Below are 22539 nucleotides of genomic sequence, written 5' to 3'. Positions count from 1 at the left end.
AGAGCAGGCGACAGGGCATTTGATGAGCACGTCAGGACGCAAACCCAAGCGCTTGGTCGCGGAGCGCAGAACCGCGCGCAAGCCGGCCAAGGCCAAAACCCCGACAAAACCGAAGCCGGCACGGCGCCGGAAACCGGCTGCGCCCCGGCGGCGTCGCGGCCCAATTGGATGGATAACGGCCCTTATCGGATGGGTGTTGCGTCTGATCGGGCGGACCGTGCTGATCGTGACGGTTGTATGCGCGCTGCTGTTGGGGGCGGCGGTCATCTACGTGCAATCCGACCTCCCGGATGCCGATGCGTTGCTCGACGGGCGCGCGCGCGGATCGGTGACGCTGCTCGACCGTGATCAGACGATTTTTGCGCGCCGCGGCGATCAGTTTGGCGGCGCGGTGACCGCGGGATCTGTCAGCCCACACCTGCGAAACGCGGTGATCGCGACCGAAGACAAGCGCTTCTACTACCATTTCGGAGTGAGCCCGCGCGGCGTCGCCTCGGCTGTCCGGATCAACATGCGTGAAGGCCGGGGCCCGCTTCAGGGGCATGGCGGCTCCACGATTACCCAGCAGACTGCCAAATTGCTCTGCCTCGGCCGGGAATATGATCCGACCGAATGGAAAACCGAGGCCGAGTATATCGCCGATTGCCGGCGCTCGTCGCTGCAACGCAAGGGGTTCGAGGCGATCTATTCCATGGCGATGGAGGCCAAGTATACGAAGGACGAGATCCTCTCGATCTATCTCAACCGCGCCTATATGGGCGGCGGTGCCTACGGCGCCGAGGCCGCCGCTCGGGTGTATTTCTCCAAATCCGCGGCGGATCTGAACCCGGCGGAAGCCGCGATGATCGCGGGTTTGCTCACGGCGCCAAGCCGGCTTGCGCCCACCTCCGATCTTGAGCGGTCACAGCGCCGGGCGGCCACGGTTCTGCGCCTGATGAATGAGCAAGGTTATCTGTCTGACGAAGACACGGCCTACTGGCAGGCCAACCCGGCGGTTCTCTCGGCGGAAGCCAAGGCCGAACCGGGCGGCTATTTTGCGGATTGGGTCATGCAGACGGGGCCTGATTTCCTGACTCGCGACACGACAGAAGACGTCATCATCCGCACGACGCTGGACCGTGGCGTCCAAAAATCCGTCGAAGAGGCGGTGCAACAGGTTTTCTCGGAAAAGGTCCGGTCCGGGTCCAAGGCGCAGGTTGCCGTGGTGGTGATGTCAGCCGATGGCGCGGTGCGCGCGATGGTCGGCGGCCGCGAAACCAATGTCTCGGGCGTGTTCAACCGCGCCACACAGGCCGTGCGTCAGACCGGCTCTGCCTTCAAACCCTTCGTTTTCGCCACGGCTCTGGAGCTCGGATATTCTCCGTATGACCGGGTGATCGACGAGCCATTCTGCATGGATATCCCGGGCTCCGGGCGTTGGTGTCCGGAGAACTATTCCCGCAACTACAGCGGTTCCGTCACACTGACCGAGGCATTGGCGCGGTCGCTGAACGTTCCGGCCGTCAAGATATCGGAATCGGTCGGCCGTGATCTTGTTTTGCAGGTGGCGCGCGACTTCGGGATCACGCGCGAATTGACGGATACGCCATCGCTTGCCCTCGGGGCGGCGGAAGCGACATTGCTGGAAATGACCGGGGCCTATGCAGGGATCTTGAACGGCGGCTCGTCGGTGGAACCGTACGGGTTGATTGATCTCCGCCTCGTGGGGGACAGCGCCGCGCTCATGGGCGCGGGCGGCGGCATCGGCGAGCGTGTGATCAACGAAAGCGCAGCGCGGCAGCTGACATGGATGATGCAATCCGTGCTAACCGAGGGCACCGGCACGCGGGCGCGGCTCGACGGGCGTCCGGCGGCAGGCAAGACCGGCACCAGTCAGGAAGCGCGCGACGCGTGGTTTGTCGGGTTCACGGCGGAATACGTGACCGGGGTGTGGATGGGCTATGACGACAACACGCCCTTGACGGGCGTGACGGGGGGCGGCTTGCCGGCGGAAATCTGGCGCGAGGTGATGACCCGGGTGCTGGACGGTTTGCCCGTGCGACCCTTGCCAGCCGAAGCCCCGCCGGAACTGGCCGCGCCGGATCCCGCACCGCAACCGAGACAGGCACCGCAGCAACGTGACCGCGACCCGGCGGAAAGCCTGCTCAATCAGGTTTTGCGCGACATTCTCGGCGGCGGATGACGCCACAGCCAAGGATGCACATAACCGGGAACACGCCGTCCTGACGGCGCCGCATCTCAGCTTGCGCGCTTGAGATCCGCAATCATCGCGTCGATATCGCCGCGCCGCTTGTCGAGCATGGCGCCCACTTCGGCGCGCTCGGTCAGAAGCATGTTGATGCCTTCGATATACATGTTGATGAATTTCGGTTGTCCCGAGCGATCGGAGATGTGGAACGCCACTTCGAAGGGAGATTGACCGCGAAGAAAGGCGATCGTGGTCACCTCGATGTAATTCTTGCGTTGGCGCACGTCCTGAACCTCGAGCCGCCCGCCAATGAATTCCCGGAACCGCTTGCCGTATTTCCGCGCGACATAGGCGTTGAAGGTTTGCGAGAACGCCCGCCTCTGTGCCGTGGACGCGCGCCGCCCGTCATTGCCCATGGCGTAGGCCGCCACGTAGGACGTGTCGGCGTAGCGCAGAAAGATCTTCTCGAAATCCCCGATCATCGCGTTTTCGGATTTGCCGCTGTCGATGGTTCTGTTGATCTCGCCGACGAGGGAATCGACCATCGTCCGGGCCTGATTCTGGCTCAGCGCGAAAGCGGACGATGCCGGAAAACAAGTCGCCAGCCCCAGGGCAGCCGTGCCGGTGGAGAGAAATTGGCGGCGGGAGAAAGTCGAATATGTCATGGATCAAAATCCTTCGGTATCAAGCGCCAGCGGGTCTTCTTCCACTGCGCCGGTTGTCGTATCGCCAAGATCGAAACGGCGTTTTTGCAAATAGATCAGCCGCAGCTGGTCGTAGCTGTCGGTGCTCTCATACAGCACGGATTCGATGGTATCCGAGAACTGGCCGCGGTCGATGGCAGACGCGCCGGCCTGAATCACGGTTGCGGCCATCCGTGGGCGCGTTTGGAGCACGTAGCCCAGCGGGTCGGTAAAGAGATCCACGACCCGTCCCGCTGCTTCGCGCTCGGTCGAAGGGCCAAGCACAGGGAGTTCGAGATACGCCCCTTCGGGCGCGCCCCAGACATAGAGCGTCTCGCCGAAATCGGTTTCATCGCGCGGCATGCCAAGGCCCGAGGCGACGTCTGCCAACCCTCCAAAGCCCAGCGTCGCATTCACCCCGAAGCGCAAGCTGTTTGTCGTCGCCCGTCCGAGGCGCCCCTGAAGGACCTGATTGACAACCGTTTGCGGCAGAGACAGCGTGTCCGCAACGTTCAGCACCGACACTGTGACGCCTTCGGGCAGCCGCTCCGTCAGACCGGGGCCATCGCCGCGGAAGAGTCGTTCGTCGATGGCGCGATTAAAGGCGTGTACGCGGCGGTTTTCTGCTTCATAGGGGTCGTGAATACCTTGAGGGGCGTCGCCCGGGCCGGGAACCGAACAGGCAGCGAGGCCAAGAGTGACCAGGCAAAGAGCGACGATACGAAAAGAGGAAGTTGTCGAAACGGTCAAGGAACCTGTCCTTCGGGTTGGCACCGGGGGCCGCAAAGCTTGCGTCGCGCCTTACTTAATCTCATTCTCACAGGAACCAAACACAAGCGCGGTATTCCGGACCTTTCGTGTCCGAATCGCGACAGAGTAGTAAACACGCCTATCAATCGGGTGAACGGCGGGCGCATCCTGTCACACCCGGTTTGCAGGGACAAAATGAGGAGGCGGAACTCCGCCCATGGCACTGGATCCAAGAGAGCGCGGCCGCGAAGAGCTGCGCGCCGCGCGTCGAAAAAGCCGACCATATTTCTGGTTCGTTGCGATATTTTCTTTCTTTGTGAACATGTTGATGCTCACAGGGCCAATGTACATGCTGCAGGTCTATGACCGGGTTCTGGGCTCGCGTTCAGTGGAGACGTTGGTCGCGCTCTCGGTTCTCGTCCTGTTTCTCTACGCGATGATGGGCATTCTGGATTACGTGCGCGGGCGCGTCATGGGACGCGTCGCCGCGCGGTTCCAGGCATCCCTTGACCTGCGCGTCTTTGATGCGGTCCTGCGCCGTTCGGCGGTCAAACCCGATCAAATCGCGCGCACGGGCCTTCGAGACCTCGAATCGGTGCAGCGGCTAATGGCCTCACCCGTGCTCATGGCTTTCTTCGACATTCCATGGACGCCGGTCTTCCTCGTCGCGATTTTCATCTTTCATCCGTGGCTGGGTTATCTTGCGATGGCCGGTGGTCTGGTCTTGATCGTTGTGACGGTCGTCAACCAGACCATGACCAAGAACCCGATGGCCAAGGCCAATCAGGCCATCGTGCAGGCCGAGATTACCGCGAACCAGATCCGCGACGAGGCAGAGATGGTGCAGGCGCTTGGTATGCGTGGAAATGCGTTCACCCGCTGGATCGGGGCTCGCAAATCCGCGCTTGGTGGCCAGATCGGGTCCAGCGACCTGACGGGCACGTTCACCGTGATCACCAAGACGTTCCGTCTTTTCCTGCAATCGGCAATGCTTGGCCTCGGTGCGCTTCTCGTGCTCAACGGCGAGCTTAGCCCGGGTGCGATGATCGCGGGGTCCATCCTGATGGGCCGCGCACTTGCGCCCATCGAACTGGCCATCGGCCAATGGGCGGCCGTGACGAGGGCGCGGGAGGGCTGGGCCAATCTCGAGGTTCTTCTCGGCGAGACACCGATCGAAGCGGAACGCACGCAGCTGCCACGCCCGCAAGCAAAGCTCGATGTGCAACAGCTGACAGTGGTGCCGCCGGGCGAACAGCAGGCGTCGTTGCGCCTTGTGAGTTTCAACCTGACCCCGGGGCAGGCGCTTGGCGTGATCGGTCCGTCCGGCTCCGGCAAGTCGACGCTGGCGCGCGCCATCACCGGCGTCTGGCGGCCTGCGGGCGGCAAGATCCGGCTCGACGGGGCCGCGCTCGACCAATACGGACCGGATGTCCTCGGTCAACATATCGGCTACCTGCCACAGCGCGTGACGCTGTTCGACGGCACGATCTCCGAGAATATCGCGCGCCTTGCGCCGCAGCCCGACGATGCCGCCGTGGTCGAAGCGGCCAAGAAAGCGGATGCGCATGAGATGATCCTCAAGCTGCCGGATGGGTACGATACCCGTGTCACAGCAGCTGGCGGGCGTCTTTCGGGCGGACAGATGCAGCGGATCGGTCTGGCGCGTGCGCTTTATGGAGAGCCGGTGCTGCTGGTTCTGGATGAGCCCAACTCGAATCTCGACAACGAGGGCAGTCAGGCCGTCAACAAGGCAATCCGCGAGTTCAAGGAGCAGGGCAAGACCGTCATGATCATGGCGCATCGCCCGGCGGCCATTCAGGAATGCGACATGTTGCTGATGCTCGAAGGTGGTGCCCGCGCGGCCTTTGGTCCGAGGGACGAAGTGCTTAAATCCGTTGTGCAGAACCACAAGCAGATTGCCCAGAATGCAGGGCCAGGGGGTGTGCGATGACGCAACCGGCAAAGACCGGCAGAACGCTGCCGCAGAAAAAGGGCAAGCAGCCGCTTGCAAAGATCGAACCGAAGCAGGTGTCGCCGGCCGAGGCCGCGAAGCAGCGCGCGACGGTGGCCGCCGGGGAGTTTCCGCTCAGCAAATTCATGACTGTCGGTCTGATCGCGCTTCTGATCCTGGTCGGGGGCTTTGGCACATGGGCGGCCACGACCAACATTTCCGGGGCGATCATCGCCTCCGGGCAGATCGAGGTCGATCAGAACCGCCAGGTGGTCCAGCACCCCGATGGCGGTGTGGTTGCGGCGATCCAGGTCGATGAAGGCGACGTGGTGGAGGCCGGTCAGGTGTTGATCCGTCTTGATCCGACGCTGCTTCTGTCGGAACTCACCATCATCGAAGGTCAGTATTTCGAACTTGGGGCGCGCCGTGCGCGGCTCACGGCGGAACGCGACGGCATCGACGAAGTCGTCTTTTCCGATGATGTTGTGGATCGTGCAACGCGCGACCCCGAAGTGGCCGAGCTTGTGGCGGGGCAGCGAAATCTGTTCGAGGCGCGCCGCAGCTCAGTCGCCCGCGAGATCGAACAGCTGCGCAAACGCGCCGATCAGATCATCGATCAGGTCCGTGGGATCGAGGCCCAGCAAACCGCGCTCTCCGAGCAGCTTTCGCTCATTGAAAGCGAACTTGAGGATCAGCAGTCCCTGCTTGATCGTGGCCTGACCCAAGCGGCCCGCGTCACGGGTTTGCAGCGCGAACGCGCGCGGCTTCTGGGCAGCGTGGGCGAGTTGACTGCATCCAAGGCGCAAGCCGAAGGGCGCATCACGGAGATTGATATCGAGATCCTCAAGCTGCAGGAGCGGCGCCGTGAGGATGCCATTACGCAGCTGCGGGACCTGCAATTCCGGGAGCGCGAACTCGCCGAACAGCGTCGCGCGATCAAGGAAAGGCTCACACGGCTCGACATCACGTCGCCTGTCGGCGGGGTGGTCTATGGCCTGACGGTCTTTGCGGAACGGTCGGTGGTCCGGCCCGCCGAACCCGTGCTCTACGTGGTACCACAGGACCGGCCGCTCGTGATCGCGGCACAGGTCGAGACGATCCATGTCGACCAGCTTTTTGTGGGGCAGGAAGTCTCGCTGCGCTTTTCTTCGCTGGATCAACGCACCACCCCCGAGCTGTTTGGTGAAGTCGTGCAGGTTTCGGCGGATGCGTTCGAGGATGAAGCCTCGCGGGTGCGGTATTACCGTGCCGAGGTCGTGTTGAAGGATGGCGAAATCAACCGCCTGCCCTCCGGATCGACGCTGATACCGGGCATGCCGGTCGAGACATTCCTGCGCACCGAGGACAGGACACCGCTGACCTATCTGGTGAAACCGTTCATGGATTACATGTCCAAGGCGTTTCGCGAAAGCTGAGCCGATACATGACGGGGGCGCTGCCCCCATCGCGGCAAGCCGCGATTCCCCCGGAGTATTTTGGGACAGAAGAAACACGGGGGTGGGGTTTTCAAATCTGACGGCGCGTTTTAGCGTCCGGCGGAAAGGGAGGATGTGCCATGAGCCAGAACATCGACGCGCGGCTGGAAGAGCTTGGCCTGAAATTGCCGGAAGCTTCGGCGCCGCTTGCGAATTACGTGCCCTATGTGCAGACCGGAAACCTAGTGCATGTCTCGGGCCAGATCGCCATGCGGGACGGCGCGATGATCACCGGCAAAGTGGGTGTCGATCTCAGCGTGGAGGACGGGGCGGCGGCGGCGCAGCAATGCGCGCTCAGCCTGCTCGCACAAGTGCGTGCGGCCTGTGGTGGTGACCTTGGACGTCTCAAACGCGTGGTCAAGCTTGTCGGCTTCGTCAACTCCGCTTCGGATTTCACGGAGCAGGCCAAGGTGATCAATGGCGCTTCCGACACGATGGTCGCGGTTCTCGGCGAAGCGGGGCGCCATGCACGGTCCGCGGTGTCGGCGGGGGCGTTGCCGTTCAATGTTGCGGTTGAAATCGAAGGTATTTTCGAGATCTCCTGATGCCTGCCTTGCCTGCCGTCTTCCTCGAGCGCGCCATTGCGCATCGCGCCTATCACGACTTGTCAGCCGGACGACCGGAAAACTCGCGGGCGGCCATCCGCGCCGCGATCGGGGCAGGCTATGGGATCGAGATCGATCTGCAACTGAGTGCTGATGGCAAGGCCATGGTGTTTCACGACTACGATCTCGGCCGCCTGACCGGGGCGCGTGGGGCTGTCCGGCTTCGCGCGGCGGAGGACCTTGGGGAGATCGCGCTTTTGGGCGGAGATGAAGGCATTCCGACCTTGTCAGAATGCCTGTCCATCGTCGGCGGTGCCGTGCCGCTTCTGATCGAGCTGAAGGATCAGGATGGCGCCATGGGCCCTGCCATCGGCCCGCTGGAGGCGGATGTGGCCCTCTGTCTCGCAGGCTATGACGGGCCGGTTGCGGTCATGTCGTTCAACCCGTATTCGGTGGCCCGGATGCAAGAGCTGTTGCCCGAGGTGCCGCGCGGCCTGACCACGAGCGCCTTTCTGGCCGGGGACTGGCCAACCGTGCCCGCAGATCGCCGGGACGCCCTGCGGGCGATCCCGGATTTCGAGAGAGTTGGCGCGAGTTTCATTAGCCATGCCGCCCGCGACCTCGATGCCCAGTCCGTGGCCCGGGTGAAGGCGGCGGGATATCCCGTCCTGTGCTGGACCATCCGATCACCCGAGGAAGAGCGCGCGGCGCGTGCCATTGCGGATCAGATCACCTTTGAGGGCTACGCGGCCTGACGTCACGATGTTGGCGTAGCCCGTCGCTACGGTTGTCGGCAGGCCCCGGGAAAGGCGTGCAATTTTCCCAAGACCCGGGCGTTGCGGCGCTTGAACCGACCCTCAATCGGGCCAAGTAACAGCGCATCATGTCCGACACATCGCAAACAGATACACTCGAGGTCAACGTCCTGTCGTCGCTTGACGCCATCACCGAAGAGGCGTGGGATGCCTGCGCCTGTCCGGAAGTTGCCGATGGCGGGCCGCCGCATGACCCTTTCACGACCTATCGGTTTCTCAAGGCATTGGAAGACAGCGGTTCCGTCGGGCCCGGCACCGGCTGGGACGGCCATTACCTGGCGGCCGAGGCGGCAGGAAAGACCATCGCGGTCGCGCCGCTCTATGCCAAGGGTCATAGTCAGGGCGAATACATCTTCGATCACAGCTGGGCTCATGCGTATGAGCGGGCCGGCGGGCGGTATTACCCGAAGCTTCAGATCGCGGTGCCGTTCACGCCGGCGACGGGGCGGCGCTTTCTCACGGCACCGGACCACGCGCTCGACGGCATGTCGGCGCTAATCCAGGGTGCGGTGCAGCTTGCGTCCAACAACGGGCTGAGTTCCCTGCATGCAACATTCTGCACGGAAGCCGAGGCCGTGGCGGGCGAGAAGATGGGGCTTCTTCGGCGGATTACGCAGCAGTTTCACTGGCTCAACAACGATTATGCAGATTTTGACGGGTTCCTGGCGTCGCTCAGTTCGCGCAAGCGCAAGGCCATCCGAAAGGAGCGCGCCCGGGCACAGGCGTTCGGAGGGGAGATCGTCACCCTGACCGGCGCCGACATCGAGCCCGAACATTGGGACGCGTTCTGGCGCTTCTATCAGGATACCGGCGCGCGGAAATGGGGACAGCCCTATCTCACACGGACCTTCTTCGATATCGCGCAGGAGCGTCTGCGGGACGACATCGCCCTTGTCATGTGCCGGCGCGAGGGCCGCTGGGTGGCGGGGGCGTTGAATTTCATCGGTCGCGAAACGCTGTTTGGGCGGTATTGGGGTTGCGTGGAGCATCATCCCTGCCTGCATTTCGAAGTGTGCTACTATCAGGCAATCGACTTTGCCATTGCCCGCGGGATGGCGCGGGTCGAGGCCGGCGCGCAAGGTGAACACAAGCTCGCGCGGGGCTATCTGCCAACGCAAACGCACTCCCTGCATTACTTCCCCGAACCGGGATTTGCAGACGCAGTGGCGCGCTATCTGGAGGCCGAGCGGGAAGCAGTGGACGAGGAAATCGAGATCCTGACCGCTTACGGACCGTTTCGCAAGGAAACACCACAGGAGCAGGAATAATGATCACAGCGAGGAACTGTCATGAGTGAGAAGCTTTCGGAGGCCGCGCGCAAATCCGTGCTGGAGCCCCTGTTCGAAACTGGCTGGGCGGTGCTCGACGATCGCGATGCCATCACCAAGACCTATCAGTTCGACGATTTCGTCGAGGCGTTTGGCTGGATGGCGCGGGTGGCACTGTTTGCCGAGAAATGGAACCACCATCCGGAATGGTTCAACGTCTACAAGACCGTCACGGTGACCCTGACGACGCATGATGTGGGCGGGTTGTCGTCGCTTGATGCCAAGCTTGCGCGCAAGATGGATGCGCTGGCCGCGCGCTGAGCGGCAACGACCTCGACCCCGGCAAGCTGCCCCTTTTGGATGACAGGGGAAAGGATCCGTATCAAAAAAGGCCAGGCGCGCTGCCTGGCCTTTGGCGTTGGTGCGGCGCGCGGACCGGTCAGAGCGTGGCGAGCAGCGCCTCGCCGCCCGATACCTCGCAAACGCCGGGCCCTTCTTCGACATGCAGAACATTGACCGTGCCGTCCTCGACGATCATGGCATAGCGGCGCGACCGGTCGATCAACCCAACGGGCGGGGCGGAAAACTCCATGCCGACCGCTTTGGTGAATGCCGCCTGCGGGTCGGCCAACATCGTGATGCCTGCGGCCGTGGCGCCTGTGGAGTCGCCCCAGGCGGCCAAAACGAAGGGATCATTGACGGAGAGGCAGAAGATGTCTTCCACGCCCTTGTCCATGAACTGGTCTTTCGTGCGCATGAAACTCGGAACATGCGCCGTGGTGCAGGTCCCGGTATAGGCACCGGGCAAGGCAAAGATCACGACGCGGCGTCCTTGGGTCAGGGACGACAGGGCAACGGTCTCCGGCCCGTCCGATCCCATGCGGATCAGGTCGGCGTCGGGAAGCTTGTCGCCTTGAGAGATTGTCATGTAGGTCGCTCCTCTTGGAATTGCGTTTATGTCCTCTTGGGTTATAGGGTTCGACCGCAAAAGGGAAAGCGGGGGCGCAAGATGACCGATGTGATCGTTGTCGGGGGCGGGCAGGCGGCAGCGTCCTGTGTGGCCCGTCTGAGGAGCCGCGGTTTTGATGGGGCGGTGACCCTGATCGGCGATGAGCCGGTGCCGCCCTACCAGCGCCCGCCCTTGTCCAAGGCCTATCTGATGGGCGAGATGTCGCTCGATCGGCTGCTTCTGCGCCCCGAAAGCTTCTATGAGGAGGCCGGTATCGACCTGCGCACGGGATTGCGCGTGGAGGCCATCGATCGGGCGGAGCGTGTGATCGTCGCGGGTGCGGAACGGCTGCGCTACGACCATCTTGTGTTGACCACTGGAAGCACGCCACGGCGGTTGCCGGCCGCAATTGGCGGCGCGCTTGAGAATGTCTTTACCGTGCGCGGGCTGGCGGATGTGGACATGATGGCGCCGCGGATGGTCGAGGGACGGCATGTGCTGGTGATTGGCGGCGGCTATATTGGCCTTGAAGCGGCAGCCGTTGCCGTGAAGCGGGGCCTCAGGGTCACCTTGGTCGAAGCCGCGCCGCGTATTCTCGGGCGGGTGGCGTGCGAACAGACCGCCGCCTATTTCCGGGACTTGCACCGCAGCCACGGCGTCGATCTGCGCGAAGGTGTCGGCGTCGACCGTCTGATCGGGCGTGACGGGGACCCATCCGGACCGGTGGACCGCGCGGTGCTGTCGGACGACTCCGCACTGCACGTGGATCTTGTCGTGGTGGGCGTGGGGATCGTTCCGGAAACCGGGCTTGCCGAAGCGGCGGGGCTGGTCATCGACAACGGCATTGCCGTGGATGCGCAGGGGCGTAGCTCGGATCCGAGCATCTGGGCCGCAGGCGACTGCGCATCCTTTCCGGGGCCGTCGGGACGCATGCGGCTCGAATCTGTCGGCAATGCCATCGACATGGGCGAACTCGTTGCGGACAACATCCTCGGTGCCGGGCGCAGCTATGTTGCCAAACCTTGGTTCTGGTCTGACCAATATGATGTGAAGCTTCAGATTGCAGGGCTCAGTGCAGGGTTTGATCGGGTCGTGGCTCGACAGGACGGCGGAACGTCGTTCTGGTATTATGCCGGACCGTCGCTCCTCGCGCTCGACGCCATGAATGATCCGCGCGCGTATATGGTGGGCAAGCGGCTCATTGAGGCGGGCAAGAGCCCGGATCCCGAGGCCATCGCCGATCCGGAGACCGACCTCAAGGCGCTGTTGAAGGCATGATGCGGCCATGAGGATTGTGGCGGGGGCGTTTCGCGGCAGACGTCTGGCCAGCGTCGGCAAGGGCGACGCGGCGGCGCATCTGCGCCCGACAACAGACCGTGTGCGCGAAGCGCTGTTCAACGCGCTGCAGGGCGGCCGCTTTGGCGATCCGATCACCGATGCGCATGTGCTGGATCTTTTCGCCGGGACCGGTGCGCTTGGTCTTGAAGCGCTGTCGCGCGGGGCGGCGGACGTGGTTTTCGTCGATGACGGACGGGCGGCGCAGGCGCTTTTGCGCGAAAACATCGCGATGCTTGATGTGGCGGGCGTCACCCGTGTTCTGAACCGGTCTGCGCTGCGCTTGCCCGCGGCGCAGAAGGGTTGCACGCTGGTTTTCCTCGATCCACCCTATGGCAAGGGTCTTGGCGCGCGGGCCCTGTCCGCGGCTCGGGCAGGTGGCTGGGTCGCGCCGGGCGCGTTGATCGTCTGGGAGGAGAATGCGCCGCAACCGGCGCCCGAGGGCTTTGTGCTGTTGGACAGCCGCCGATATGGCGACACAACGGTTACGCTTCTGGAGGCGGGATAGAACGGCGTCTGCGCGCCGCGCGGCCCGGATCTGAAGCGGCTCCGCACACGAGACGCGAGCACGGCCGCTTTGGGCCGCGCCGGTGCGCGCAGCGGACCGGTGCGGATTCGGACGCACGCTTGCCCGGCCCTTTCCCATCGCGCTAAGGTGTCGGCATGAGCGACACAGCCCTCCCTCAGACGCGTCTTCTGCACGCCTCCGAACGACCCGCGATGCGCGATGCCTCGGTCGAGCGCCGGGCTCCGCCTCCACCGCATTCCGGCCCGGTGCTGCTGTCGGACTGTGTCACGCCGGTGGGCGGCGAAACGCTTTTGTCACTGCTCTGGCGCCGGTGGGACACGCGCGCGGCAAAGACGGTATTGGACAAAGGCCCATCCAGATCGTAGTGTCACATTCGCATATATGAATGACGTCCGCGTTTTGGGAGGAAACCAGCCATGCCGACCCCACGTCCGTCTCGCCGAGACATTCTGACAATGGCCGCTGCGGCCCCGGCGCTGACCTTGCCGGTGGCTGCGCAATCGGCGGTTCTGGCCGCGCCGGGCAGCCAGAGCAACGCCGGTTACATGCGCTTCACGCTCGGCGATGCCGCCATCACCATCGTCTCGGACGGTGCGCTGGTCCTGCCCACGAGCGGTCTGGGCGTGAATGCCGATCCGGAAGAGGTGCAAGCCTTCCTGACGCGCTACTTCTTGTCGCCCGAAGAGAACTACTCCCACACCAACCATATGGTGATCGAACTGGGGGATGCGGTGGTTCTGGTCGATGTGGGCTCCGGCAACCGCTTTGTGGATACCGCGGGTCGCCTGATGGACAACCTCTCGGCCGCGGGGATCGACCCCGACGCCATCACGCACGTGCTCATCACCCATGCCCACCCGGATCACATCTGGGGTATCCGCGACGATTTTGACGAGGCGATCCTGCCGGATGCGGCCTATTTCATGGGCCGCGCGGAGCATGACTTCTGGATGGCCGATGGCCGCGTCTCCAGCATGCCGACAGAATTGCAGCAATTTGCCGTGGGTGCGGTCAACTCGATCTCCGTCGAAGGGGCCGAATGGACGTTGCTTGACGATGGTCAGGAGATTGCGCCGGGTATTCGTGTGATCGCAAGTCCGGGGCATACCCCGGGTCACATGTCCGTGGTCGTGGAGTCCAACGGGGCGCAACTGATGGCGCTGGGCGACGCACTCACCCACGCGTGGATGAACTTTGATCGTCCCGATTGGGTCAACGCGTTTGACATGGATGCGGAGCAAACGGTGGCTTCCCGCAAACGGCTTCTCGACATGGCCGCAGCGGACCGGATCGCCGTTCTTGGCTATCACTTTCCGTTCCCCGGGGTCGGTCACGTCATGGCCGAAGGTGACGCTTATCGGTTCGTGCCCTCGGTCTGGCGCTGGTAACATCGCCGGCGCTGATTGCTGCGTGTCCGCTGTCTGTCCGGCGTTGGCAAGCGCACCGGCGCGCCGGCGCAATCCAGCACAACCGCGGCCCCCGGCCCGATCGTGCCGGGGGCCGCTCAGCCCGTCCGCGTCGCGCGTATCATGGCCGCACGGTGCGATGCCAGAAGGTGCACAAGCGCTCCAAACGCGGCGACGCCCGCCGCCGCGCCGAGGCTGATCAGACCAAACCGATCGAGGATCGCTCCGCCAAGAGCGGAGCCGAGGGCAACGCCCACATAGATCGCCGCCGCGTTGAGCGCAAAGAGAACCCCGGCCTGATCCGGGGCCAGCGACAGGATGCGCAGTTGCTGCGCCGCGGTGAAGGACCATCCGGCCAGAGACCACACAAAGACCAGCCCCATCAGCGTCCCATTTTCGAAGGGCAGGGCGGAGAACACGGGCATCAGCACAATCTGTGCGATGCAAAGCAGAGCCAGCGTCCGGATCGACCCGATCCTGTCCGTCATCCAACCGCCCAGCAAATTGCCGACAACCGCCGCAACGCCAAAGATCAGCATGACCAGCGTGATCCCGTCACGTCCATAGCCCATGGTTTCCGCCAGGAGCGGCGCAAGAAAGGTATAGAGCACATAGATCGCCCCGAGAAAGGAGGCGGTGAAGAGCACGGCGCCCATCTTCACCGGATCGACCAGGACACGCCCCAGATCGCCCAATGTGCTTGGCGGAAAGCGCAAGCCCTGTGGCACCCGGGTCCAGACCAGCCACAGACAGGGCAGCGACAGCAAGGCCACGATGAAGAACGCAGCCCGCCACCCGAATGTATAGGCCAGCCAGCTTCCTGCCGGGATGCCCAGGACCTGTGCCAACGTGATCCCGAAAAACACCGCCGCAAGGGCCCGGCCCCGCGTTTCGGGCGGCGCGAGTGCTGTGGCTATGGCGGCCGCAACGGGTGTGACAAGGCCGGCGCCTGCAGCGGCGAAGACGCGCGCGGCGTAAAGCAACCAGATGTTGTTGCTCAACGCCGCCACGAGGCTGGCCGCGCCGAAGATGGCCAGACCCCAGAACAAGACACGCCGCCGACCCAACTGCCCTGTTGTCGCCACCAAGAGCGGCGACAGCACCGCGTAAGACAGGGCATAGGCGGTCAGCAACCCGCCCGCGGTTGAGATCGACACGGCAAGCCCATCAGCCAGCGGCTCGATGATCGAGATGATCACAAACGCGCCCATGCCGATGACAAAATTGCAGGCCGACAGGATGCCAATGACGGGGCGCGTCGAGGCGGAGAGGGGTGCGGACATGAAATCTTTCTTTCACAGGGTGGGCAAAGGGTAGCGTGTTTCACCCAAAGGCACAGTGCTCTGGGCACCGTGGGATGCCCGCTCCTCTGACGCCGAACCGGACAAACTGCAACCCGGCAAGCCGAGCGCAGACCCTGTGCGCATCGGCCTGCGCCCGTCAACCCTGCCGAATGCGGTGGCGCGCATCAGCGCGGGCGCGCAGCACCGCCACCGTGCGTGTCGAAAGCAAGGCCGTCGAGATCGCGGATATAGGCCTCGAAGAAATCCGTGAATGTCTCGACCAGCGGCGGCAGTTGCTCATAGGGGGGATAGAACAGGGTCAGCCAAAGGGTCGGCAAGGCCCAGTCCGTCAGGATCGGTTCCAACGCGCCCTCGGAAACGGCGCGGCTCACAATGAAATCCGGCAGAACACAGATCCCGCCACCGGAACGCGCGTGTTCTGCGAGGAAATCGCCATTGTTCGAAACGACCGCACTGCCCGCGCGCACAAGACGCCGCGCGGTGCCCTTGCTGAATTCCCACGTCTCAGCGGCCCCGCTGCTTGAATAGGAGAGGGTATGTGCGGGGTCGATCTCCTCCGGCCGCGTCGGGCGGGGAATGCGCTCGAAGAGCATCGGCGCCGCAAAGGCATGCCGCGGGACCTCGCAGATCTTGCGCCAGATCGTGGAGCGGTCAGCAGGCGGCCCGGAAATGCGGATCGCAAGGTCGCAATCCTCTTTGATGATGTCGACAAAAGCGTCGGTCAGCATGACCTCTACCGACACGAGCGGATAGGCGAGGCGGAAACTCTCGATCAGTTGGGGCATCAACCGCACCCCCATGGACAGTGGCGCATTGATCCTCAGGCGTCCGTGGTCTGGTCGGTTGGCGCGGGCAAGCTCCTCCGTGGCCTGGTCAAACGCGGCCAGAAGCGGCGTGTAGCGCGTGGCCACGGCGGTGCCCGCCGTGGTGAGAGACACCTTGCGCGTTGTGCGCACCAGCAATTGCTGGCCGAGATCCTCTTCTAGCCGGGCAATGATCCGCGTGACCGACGCGGGCGTCATACGCAGGGAGCGGGCGGCTTTCGAAAAGCTGCTGAGCGCGGCCACTTCAAGAAACACGCGGATGGGCTTGAGATCGTCCATGATGTTATTATTGCCACTATTGCAATAGTGAATGCCATATCTTTTCTATTCCCGATAATGATGCTGCGCCCTATCTTTCGTCTAATGCAAGACGAAACGCCGCCAAGGCGGAAAGGAACACGATCATGATCACCGATATCAAAGGTCTGCACCACGTCACCTCCATGGCGGCGGATGCAAATGAAAACAATGCCTTCTTTACCAAGACGCTGGGAATGCGCCGGGTCAAGAAAACGGTCAATTTCGATGCGCCCGAAGTCTACCACCTGTATTATGGGGACGAGATCGGCACACCGGGGTCGGTCATGACCTATTTCCCGTTCGGCCAGATGCCGCGCGGCCAACGCGGAACCGGCGAAGTTGGTGTGACCGAATTCGCCGTGCCGAAAGGCAGCTTGCCTTTCTGGCAGGAGCGTCTTTCCCAGCATGGTGTCACCGGGCTGGCGCAGGGCACGGCATTTGGGGAAACACGGCTTCAGTTCGATGGCCCGGACGGCGATGGTTTTGCGCTTGTGGAATCCGAGGAGCGGGGCCGCGAGGCCTGGACCGGCAACGGCGTCGGCAGCGACACCGGTGTTCTGGGGTTCCGCGGCGCGCGTTTCACGCTGCGGGATGCGGACGCAACCGGCGAACTGCTGACCTACATGGGCTACCAGAAAGCCGAAAGCGACGGCGCGGTGACGCGCTACGTGATCGAAGGTGGCAATGCCGCGGATACGATCGACCTCGAACAGATCGCCGATGCTCCGGCCGCGGGGCAAGGTGCCGGTTCGGTCCATCACATCGCGTTTGCCGTTGAGGACAGGGCGGCCCAGCTGCGTGTGCGCGAGGCACTCATGGCGACAGGCTATCAGGTCACGCCGGTGATCGACCGCGACTATTTCTGGGCGATCTATTTCCGCACCCCGGGTGGCGTGTTGTTCGAGATCGCCACCAACGAACCCGGCTTTGACCGCGACGAGGATACCGCGCATCTCGGGGAGGCGCTCAAGCTGCCCACCCGCTACGAGCCGCACCGCGCCAAAATCGAAGGATTGCTGCCGGAAATCGCGGCATGAGCCCGGTCATCGAAGCTACGAAGCTGTATCAGGGGCTGGTCTCGGCCCCTGATCCGGGGCGTCCGGTGGTGTTTGCCTTCCACGGAACCGGTGGGAACGAGCATCAGTTTGCCGGTCTCGCACGGCAGCTTGTGCCCGGTGGCGGGGTGATCAGCCCGCGTGGCGACGTGTCGGAGCATGGGGCGGCGCGGTTCTTTCGCCGGACCGGCGAAGGCGTCTACGACATGGAGGATCTTGCCCGCCGGACGACCCAGATGATCGCCTTTGTCGAAGCGCACCGGGCCGCATATCCGGACAGCCCGGTTTATGGCTTTGGTTATTCGAACGGGGCAAACATCCTCGCCTCGGTCGTTCTGCAGCGTCCGGACCTTTTTGACCGCGTCGGACTTCTGCATCCGTTGATCCCATGGACACCGGAGCCCGTGCCGGCCATGTCGGGCAAGCCGGTGCTGATCACCGCAGGCCGGCGCGATCCCATCACGCCTTGGACCATGAGCGCGGAGTTGGTGTCATGGTTCGAAGCGCAGGGCGCTGTGGTGACGACGGTCGTTCACGAAGGGGGACATGAGCTGCGTGAAGAAGAGATCGCGGCGCTGGCCCAGCTGCTGTCCTGAAACCAGAACAGGGGGCTGCGGACCCCTTGTTCGCACTGTTGCACGCGTGCGCCTGATGATCAGCGAAGGCTCAGTTTTCCGCCCATGTCGGGTGGAAGCGGTTTGCGGGTGAGAGGGTGAAGATCTCCACCCCGTCCTCGGTCACACCGACCGAATGCTCGAACTGCGCGGAAAGAGACTTGTCGCGCGTGACCGCGGTCCAGTCATCGCCAAGCACCTTCGTCTCAGCCCGGCCGAGATTGACCATCGGCTCGATGGTAAAGAACATGCCTTCTTCAAGCTCGGGGCCGGTGCCGGGACGTCCATAATGCAGCACATTGGGCGGCGCGTGGAACACACGCCCCAGCCCGTGACCGCAAAAGTCGCGAACCACGGACATGCGGTTTGCTTCGACATAGCTTTGGATCGCATGTCCGATGTCGCCAAACGTGTTTCCCGGCTTCACCGCTGCGATCCCCTTCATCAGCGATTCATGGGTGACATCGATCAACCGTTCCGCCTTGCGCGGGAGACGCCCGGCCACATACATGCGCGAGGTGTCTCCGAACCATCCATCAACGATGACCGTGACGTCGATGTTGAGAATGTCGCCATCCTTGAGCTTCTTGTCGCCGGGAATCCCGTGGCAGACCACGTGGTTCACGCTGATACAGCTGGCGTGCTGATAGCCCTTGTATCCGATGGTCGCCGAGGTGGCACCCGCCTGCTCGACGCGATTGCGGATAAAATCGTCGAGCGCGCCGGTGGTCTGGCCGACCTCGACGAGATCCGCGACCTCGTCGAGGATTTGCGCGGCAAGCGCACCGGCGGCGCGCATCCCGGCGAAATCCTCGCGCTGATACAATCTGATGCCATCTCTGGTCAGACGGCCACTCTCTTCATGCTTCACGGCATTCCGCTCCGTCGTCTAAAGCCCAGCGCATATGTAGACTGTTGTATGCCATTTTGCCAGTGTTACAGGCTGCGTCACGCTGCTCCAATGGATTCATGGAAAACGCCCCGATTTCAAGGCATCCCTAGCAACGCTCTGATTTGTCAGTTTTTTCTTGCGCATTGACTGTCCGGATTTTCTGACAGCCTTGCGGTATGCGATTGTCGGTGAGGCCGTGCACCACCCGTCGCCATGTGCCCGGGCCGGCGCGCTTGGCGGCCTCTTCAGCGCAGAACTTTGCGAGCAGGTTGTGCGGGCCTTGGCGGAAGGCGCGTCGCGCCTTAGGCTCATGGGGTCTGACAAGAGCCTCGCGCCCGGATCGGCGCGCTCGCCCGTTCAAGAAGGAACAAGAAGGAAAAGGCCATGAGAATGATGATCATGGGAGCGATGAGACTGACGCCGGGCGTGCTGGCCCTGATGGCGCTTGTCGGCCAGGTGCTCCCCGCCGCTGCGGACGAAGCGTGCGAGGCGCGCATCCGGGCGATGTTTGACGGCGGGCCCCTCGACCCGTTTGTGCGTCCGGCCCATGAATACACCAACACGGTCAGCGCGGCCGACGGCACGGAAAAATATCGCTTTCTGGTGCGTATGGTGTCTCCGGTGCAGTCCGTGGCGGGGATTGTCGGGCAGGGGCCATTTTCCATGGTAATCGGGTCCGATAGCTGGACCGGACCATCCATCGACGGGCCGTGGACCGCGGCGAATAACGCCCTGCCAGAGGACCACATGGCCCATCAGCGCAGCCTGCATGAACAGCAGACCGCGAACCTTGAGCGTATGTCCTGCGAAGGGATGGTTGATCTGGACGATGCGCCGCATGACGTCGTGCGCTTTTTCACCAAGACCGATCCCAATCCGGATATGGGCGACGCGTGGTTTGGGTCAGACCACCGGGTCTTTATCGACCCCGAGACCAACCGCGTGATGCGATGGGAAATGACGCAATTCGTCAATTCCTTCTCGGATGGCGTGAGCGACGATCGGCACGTGTTGGTCTATCGCTACGATGACGCGATCCGAATAGAGCGCCCCTGAGCGGGTCTTTGGAGACCCTCGTCACCGTGACTGGCCGCCATGGCGTGGTGGCACCGCGCCCTTTGGCACCAGGCGCTCACCTCGTCGCCTGAAGCAGGTTGGCGGCCCCGAACTGATCGATGTCCAGCGCAATTGGAGCCCGGATCGTGACACCCTCGGGCGAAAGCGCGCAGCCAATGGCGCAAACCTCCACCCCCGCGGCAAGCGCCGCGCGCATTCCTGACGCGTAGGCCGGGTCGAGATCCTCGGCAAGGCGCATCACGTCCGTGTCGTCACGCATCACCACAAAAGCGAGCACGGCCCGGTGACCGAGCCGCGCCATGGCCGCCAGATCGCCCAGATGTTTCAACCCGCGCGCGGTGACGCTGTCTGGAAATTCGGCCTGCCCGCGGCGCCGCGAAAGTGTCACGGACTTGACCTCAAGGTAGAGGTCCGGCCGCCCCTCGGCACTCAGGAGGAAGTCGATCCGCGACCCTTCGGAATAGCGCACTTCCGGACGCACCGAGCCATAGGCGGCGAATGCCTCGATCGTGCGAGCCTCCAGCGCCTCGCGCATCACCCGGTTGGCCGCGCCTGTGTCCACTCCGATCGTCGCCGACCCGACCTGCGCAAGCCGCCAAGCATAGTCTAGCTTCTTTCTGGGGTCGTCATTGGGCTCCAGCCAAACCTTGGTCTCCGGGTCGGCCAGACCGATCATCGAGCCGGGATTGGCCACATGGGCCACAACCTCACGCCCGTCGGCCAGACGACAGTCGGCCAGAAAGCGTTTGTAGCGGCGGATCAGCCGTGCCGGCACAAGGGGTGTTTGAAAGCGCATGGCGCGCGGCCTATACCTCTGCTCAGGCTGGTTCAAGGCGCGTCCGCATGCCGCGATGCCTGAGTGACGACAACCGAAAGGAAAAGAGATGTCCAATCCCACAGCAGCGATGCTTGTCATCGGGGATGAAATCCTGTCCGGGCGGACACGGGATGCAAACATGCATCATCTGGCGCAGGAATTCACCAAGCATGGCATCGACCTGCGCGAAGTGCGGATTGTCTCGGATGATCGCGCGGCGATTGTCTCGGCGCTGAATGCGCTGCGCGCAGCCCATGACACGGTTGTCACCTCCGGCGGGATCGGGCCAACCCATGACGACATCACGGCCGATTGCGTGGCCGAAGCCTTCGGTGTGACGATCGACGTGCGTGACGATGCCCGCGCGCTCTTGCAGGCGCATTACGACCGCCAGGGCTCTGAGTTGAACGAAGCGCGCCTGCGCATGGCGCGTATCCCCGAGGGCGCGTCCCTGATCGACAATCCGGTGTCCATCGCGCCGGGGTTCAGCCTTGAAAACGTCCATGTGATGGCTGGCGTGCCGTCCGTGTTCCAGGCCATGGTGGCATCGGTCCTGCCGACACTGACCGGGGGCGCGCCGCTGCTGTCGCAAACGCTGCGCATCGAACGCGGGGAAGGCGATATTGCCGGGCCACTGGGGAAACTGGCCGACCGGTATCCGACGCTCTCCATAGGCTCCTACCCGTATCAGAAAAACGGGGTTTTCGGGTCCAATGTCGTGGTGCGCGGCGCCGACGGCGCAGAGGTGGACCGGGCGATCACCGAATTGGCCAGCCTGTTTTCCTGAACGCGGGCGCAGCGCATCCAAGGCCGAAAGGGGACCCGTGGCGCAGCTCCGGCGCCGTTTGCGCGTGGCTTCGGGCATCGCTGTGCATGGACAAGAGCCATCCGCTCGCGTCATAACCGTTGCAATGACACAGGCACCTGCACCATCACGCCGATCCGGGCCGTCGCTGCCACGTCTGATGCGGGCGATATCGGAGACGTGGCCCGCAGCGGCCACGGTCGCCGCTGGTCCGTGGCTTTTGCGCGAGGGGCGCGGGGGCGGCAAACGGGTCTCTGCGGCCACCGCGGTCTCGGATTGGCGCGAGGAAGACATCGGCGCCGCCGAGGAGGCGATGCGCCTGATGGGGCAAACACCGCTTTTTTGCCTGATGCCTGAGGAAACCCGGCTGGATGCCTATCTTGCCGCGCGGGGTTACCGCGTGGTCGATCCGGTCAATCTCTGGATCTCTCCGACCTTCGCGCTCACCGAGCGGCCCTTGCCCCCGGTTACGGCATTCACGGTCTGGGAACCGCTCGCGATCATGCGCGAACTTTGGGAAGACGCGGGCATCGGCGATGCACGGCAAGCGGTTATGGCGCGCGTCAAGGGGCCGAAAACCGGCCTGTTCGGACGGGTCAGCGATGCCCCCGCGGGAACTGGTTTTGTCGCCTTGAGCGGCGACATCGCCGTGGTTCATGCGCTTGAAATCGCGCCGGAGCATCGCAAGAAGGGTCTCGGCGGTTGGATGATGCGCGCTGCTGCGATGTGGGCGGCTGGCCATCGAGCGGATTGGCTGGCGGTGCTGTGCACCGAGGAGAATGCCGGGGCGAACGCGCTCTACGAGTCGCTGGGCATGGTGCTTGCCGGCCACTACCATTACCGTGTGCTGGAGCCCTGAACGGTGCCGGCTTCCCTGTCGGGCCAGCCCTTGGGGCATGATGCCCTTCGCGCGCTCCTTGCGGGTCTTGCCCTCCGGCGCGCTTCTTCCAACCTGCA

At 63.5% G+C, this 22539-nt stretch carries 23 protein-coding genes; 16 read left to right on the top strand and 7 right to left on the bottom strand.

The window, feature by feature from the left end:
• The first annotated feature begins 22 nt into the window (after window positions 1-22).
• A complete protein-coding gene (locus J1C49_RS00540; protein WP_227443798.1) occupies window positions 23-2182 on the top strand; it encodes a transglycosylase domain-containing protein in 2160 nt (719 codons plus the stop codon).
• A 56-nt stretch (window positions 2183-2238) separates the two neighbouring features.
• On the opposite strand, the gene J1C49_RS00535 is transcribed toward J1C49_RS00540, so the two are convergent.
• Together J1C49_RS00535 and J1C49_RS00530 are read right to left on the bottom strand one after the other, a co-directional pair.
• Window positions 2239-2853, bottom strand: a complete 615-nt coding sequence (locus J1C49_RS00535) for a phospholipid-binding protein MlaC (RefSeq protein ID WP_227443797.1) — start codon at window positions 2851-2853, stop codon at window positions 2239-2241.
• 3 nt (window positions 2854-2856) lie between these two features.
• Complete coding sequence (locus J1C49_RS00530; protein ID WP_227443796.1) at window positions 2857-3621, bottom strand: VacJ family lipoprotein; 765 nt, start codon at window positions 3619-3621, stop codon at window positions 2857-2859.
• 217 nt (window positions 3622-3838) lie between these two features.
• Between J1C49_RS00530 and J1C49_RS00525 the strand changes: the two genes are divergently transcribed.
• The 6 genes from J1C49_RS00525 (at window position 3839) to J1C49_RS00500 (ending at window position 9996) form a co-directional block, all read left to right on the top strand.
• Window positions 3839-5572: a type I secretion system permease/ATPase gene (locus J1C49_RS00525; RefSeq protein WP_227443795.1), complete on the top strand. Its 1734-nt coding sequence runs from the start codon at window positions 3839-3841 to the stop codon at window positions 5570-5572.
• Between the two features lie 146 nt (window positions 5573-5718).
• A complete protein-coding gene (locus J1C49_RS00520; protein WP_227443949.1) occupies window positions 5719-6987 on the top strand; it encodes an HlyD family type I secretion periplasmic adaptor subunit in 1269 nt (422 codons plus the stop codon).
• A gap of 140 nt (window positions 6988-7127) precedes the next feature.
• Window positions 7128-7592 carry a RidA family protein gene (locus J1C49_RS00515; RefSeq protein ID WP_227443794.1) on the top strand — a complete coding sequence of 155 codons (465 nt, stop codon included), beginning with the start codon at window positions 7128-7130 and terminating at the stop codon, window positions 7590-7592.
• Window positions 7592-8347 (top strand): glycerophosphodiester phosphodiesterase family protein, encoded by a 756-nt coding sequence (locus J1C49_RS00510; RefSeq protein ID WP_227443793.1) that lies wholly within the window; start codon window positions 7592-7594, stop codon window positions 8345-8347. The genes J1C49_RS00515 and J1C49_RS00510 overlap by 1 nt, the downstream gene beginning before the upstream one ends.
• A 128-nt stretch (window positions 8348-8475) precedes the next feature.
• A complete protein-coding gene (locus J1C49_RS00505) occupies window positions 8476-9675 on the top strand; it encodes a GNAT family N-acetyltransferase (protein WP_227443792.1) in 1200 nt (399 codons plus the stop codon).
• Window positions 9676-9696: 21 nt separating this feature from the next.
• Window positions 9697-9996, top strand: a complete 300-nt coding sequence (locus J1C49_RS00500) for a 4a-hydroxytetrahydrobiopterin dehydratase (protein ID WP_227443791.1) — start codon at window positions 9697-9699, stop codon at window positions 9994-9996.
• Between the two features lie 118 nt (window positions 9997-10114).
• Here the strand turns inward: J1C49_RS00500 and J1C49_RS00495 are convergent, their stop codons facing one another.
• The gene (locus tag J1C49_RS00495) at window positions 10115-10603 is read right to left on the bottom strand and encodes a peroxiredoxin (RefSeq protein ID WP_227443790.1); all 489 of its coding nucleotides are present in this window, start codon (window positions 10601-10603) and stop codon (window positions 10115-10117) included.
• Between the two features lie 81 nt (window positions 10604-10684).
• Between J1C49_RS00495 and J1C49_RS00490 the strand changes: the two genes are divergently transcribed.
• The 4 genes from J1C49_RS00490 (at window position 10685) to J1C49_RS00475 (ending at window position 13876) form a co-directional block, all read left to right on the top strand.
• Entirely contained in the window at window positions 10685-11902 is a 1218-nt protein-coding gene (locus J1C49_RS00490) for an NAD(P)/FAD-dependent oxidoreductase (RefSeq protein WP_227443789.1), read from the top strand.
• A 7-nt stretch (window positions 11903-11909) separates the two neighbouring features.
• A complete protein-coding gene (rsmD, locus tag J1C49_RS00485; protein WP_227443788.1) occupies window positions 11910-12467 on the top strand; it encodes a 16S rRNA (guanine(966)-N(2))-methyltransferase RsmD in 558 nt (185 codons plus the stop codon).
• A gap of 155 nt (window positions 12468-12622) precedes the next feature.
• A complete protein-coding gene (locus tag J1C49_RS00480) occupies window positions 12623-12853 on the top strand; it encodes a hypothetical protein (protein WP_227443787.1) in 231 nt (76 codons plus the stop codon).
• A gap of 51 nt (window positions 12854-12904) precedes the next feature.
• Window positions 12905-13876 carry an MBL fold metallo-hydrolase gene (locus tag J1C49_RS00475; protein ID WP_227443786.1) on the top strand — a complete coding sequence of 324 codons (972 nt, stop codon included), beginning with the start codon at window positions 12905-12907 and terminating at the stop codon, window positions 13874-13876.
• Window positions 13877-13992: 116 nt separating this feature from the next.
• Here the strand turns inward: J1C49_RS00475 and J1C49_RS00470 are convergent, their stop codons facing one another.
• Both J1C49_RS00470 and J1C49_RS00465 read right to left on the bottom strand, forming a co-directional pair.
• The gene (locus J1C49_RS00470; protein WP_227443784.1) at window positions 13993-15177 is read right to left on the bottom strand and encodes an MFS transporter; all 1185 of its coding nucleotides are present in this window, start codon (window positions 15175-15177) and stop codon (window positions 13993-13995) included.
• Between the two features lie 185 nt (window positions 15178-15362).
• Window positions 15363-16301, bottom strand: coding sequence for a LysR family transcriptional regulator (locus J1C49_RS00465; protein ID WP_227443783.1), 939 nt, complete (start codon window positions 16299-16301; stop codon window positions 15363-15365).
• A 125-nt stretch (window positions 16302-16426) separates the two neighbouring features.
• Between J1C49_RS00465 and J1C49_RS00460 the strand changes: the two genes are divergently transcribed.
• Together J1C49_RS00460 and J1C49_RS00455 are read left to right on the top strand one after the other, a co-directional pair.
• The gene (locus tag J1C49_RS00460) at window positions 16427-17359 is read left to right on the top strand and encodes a ring-cleaving dioxygenase (RefSeq protein ID WP_227443782.1); all 933 of its coding nucleotides are present in this window, start codon (window positions 16427-16429) and stop codon (window positions 17357-17359) included.
• Window positions 17356-17973 carry an alpha/beta hydrolase gene (locus J1C49_RS00455; RefSeq protein WP_227443780.1) on the top strand — a complete coding sequence of 206 codons (618 nt, stop codon included), beginning with the start codon at window positions 17356-17358 and terminating at the stop codon, window positions 17971-17973. Before J1C49_RS00460 ends, J1C49_RS00455 begins: the two co-directional genes overlap by 4 nt.
• 70 nt (window positions 17974-18043) lie before the next feature.
• Here J1C49_RS00455 and map read toward each other — a convergent pair whose 3' ends face one another.
• On the bottom strand, window positions 18044-18862 hold the full coding sequence (gene map, locus J1C49_RS00450; protein ID WP_227443779.1) for a type I methionyl aminopeptidase: 819 nt from the start codon (window positions 18860-18862) through the stop codon (window positions 18044-18046).
• A 405-nt stretch (window positions 18863-19267) separates the two neighbouring features.
• Between map and J1C49_RS00445 the strand changes: the two genes are divergently transcribed.
• Complete coding sequence (locus J1C49_RS00445; RefSeq protein ID WP_227443778.1) at window positions 19268-19939, top strand: hypothetical protein; 672 nt, start codon at window positions 19268-19270, stop codon at window positions 19937-19939.
• A 76-nt stretch (window positions 19940-20015) separates the two neighbouring features.
• On the opposite strand, the gene sfsA is transcribed toward J1C49_RS00445, so the two are convergent.
• The gene (gene sfsA / locus J1C49_RS00440) at window positions 20016-20756 is read right to left on the bottom strand and encodes a DNA/RNA nuclease SfsA (RefSeq protein ID WP_227443777.1); all 741 of its coding nucleotides are present in this window, start codon (window positions 20754-20756) and stop codon (window positions 20016-20018) included.
• 88 nt (window positions 20757-20844) lie between these two features.
• Here sfsA and J1C49_RS00435 point away from each other — a divergent pair, with 88 nt between their 5' ends.
• Window positions 20845-21564 (top strand): molybdopterin-binding protein, encoded by a 720-nt coding sequence (locus J1C49_RS00435; RefSeq protein ID WP_227443776.1) that lies wholly within the window; start codon window positions 20845-20847, stop codon window positions 21562-21564.
• A gap of 124 nt (window positions 21565-21688) precedes the next feature.
• Complete coding sequence (locus tag J1C49_RS00430) at window positions 21689-22441, top strand: GNAT family N-acetyltransferase (RefSeq protein ID WP_227443775.1); 753 nt, start codon at window positions 21689-21691, stop codon at window positions 22439-22441.
• The last annotated feature ends 98 nt before the right edge of the window (window positions 22442-22539 follow it).

The sequence above is a fragment of the Cognatishimia sp. F0-27 genome, from assembly GCF_020667845.1.
Classification (GTDB): Bacteria; Pseudomonadota; Alphaproteobacteria; order Rhodobacterales; family Rhodobacteraceae; genus JAFMPQ01.
This window is presented reverse-complemented; position numbering and strand designations above follow the sequence as displayed.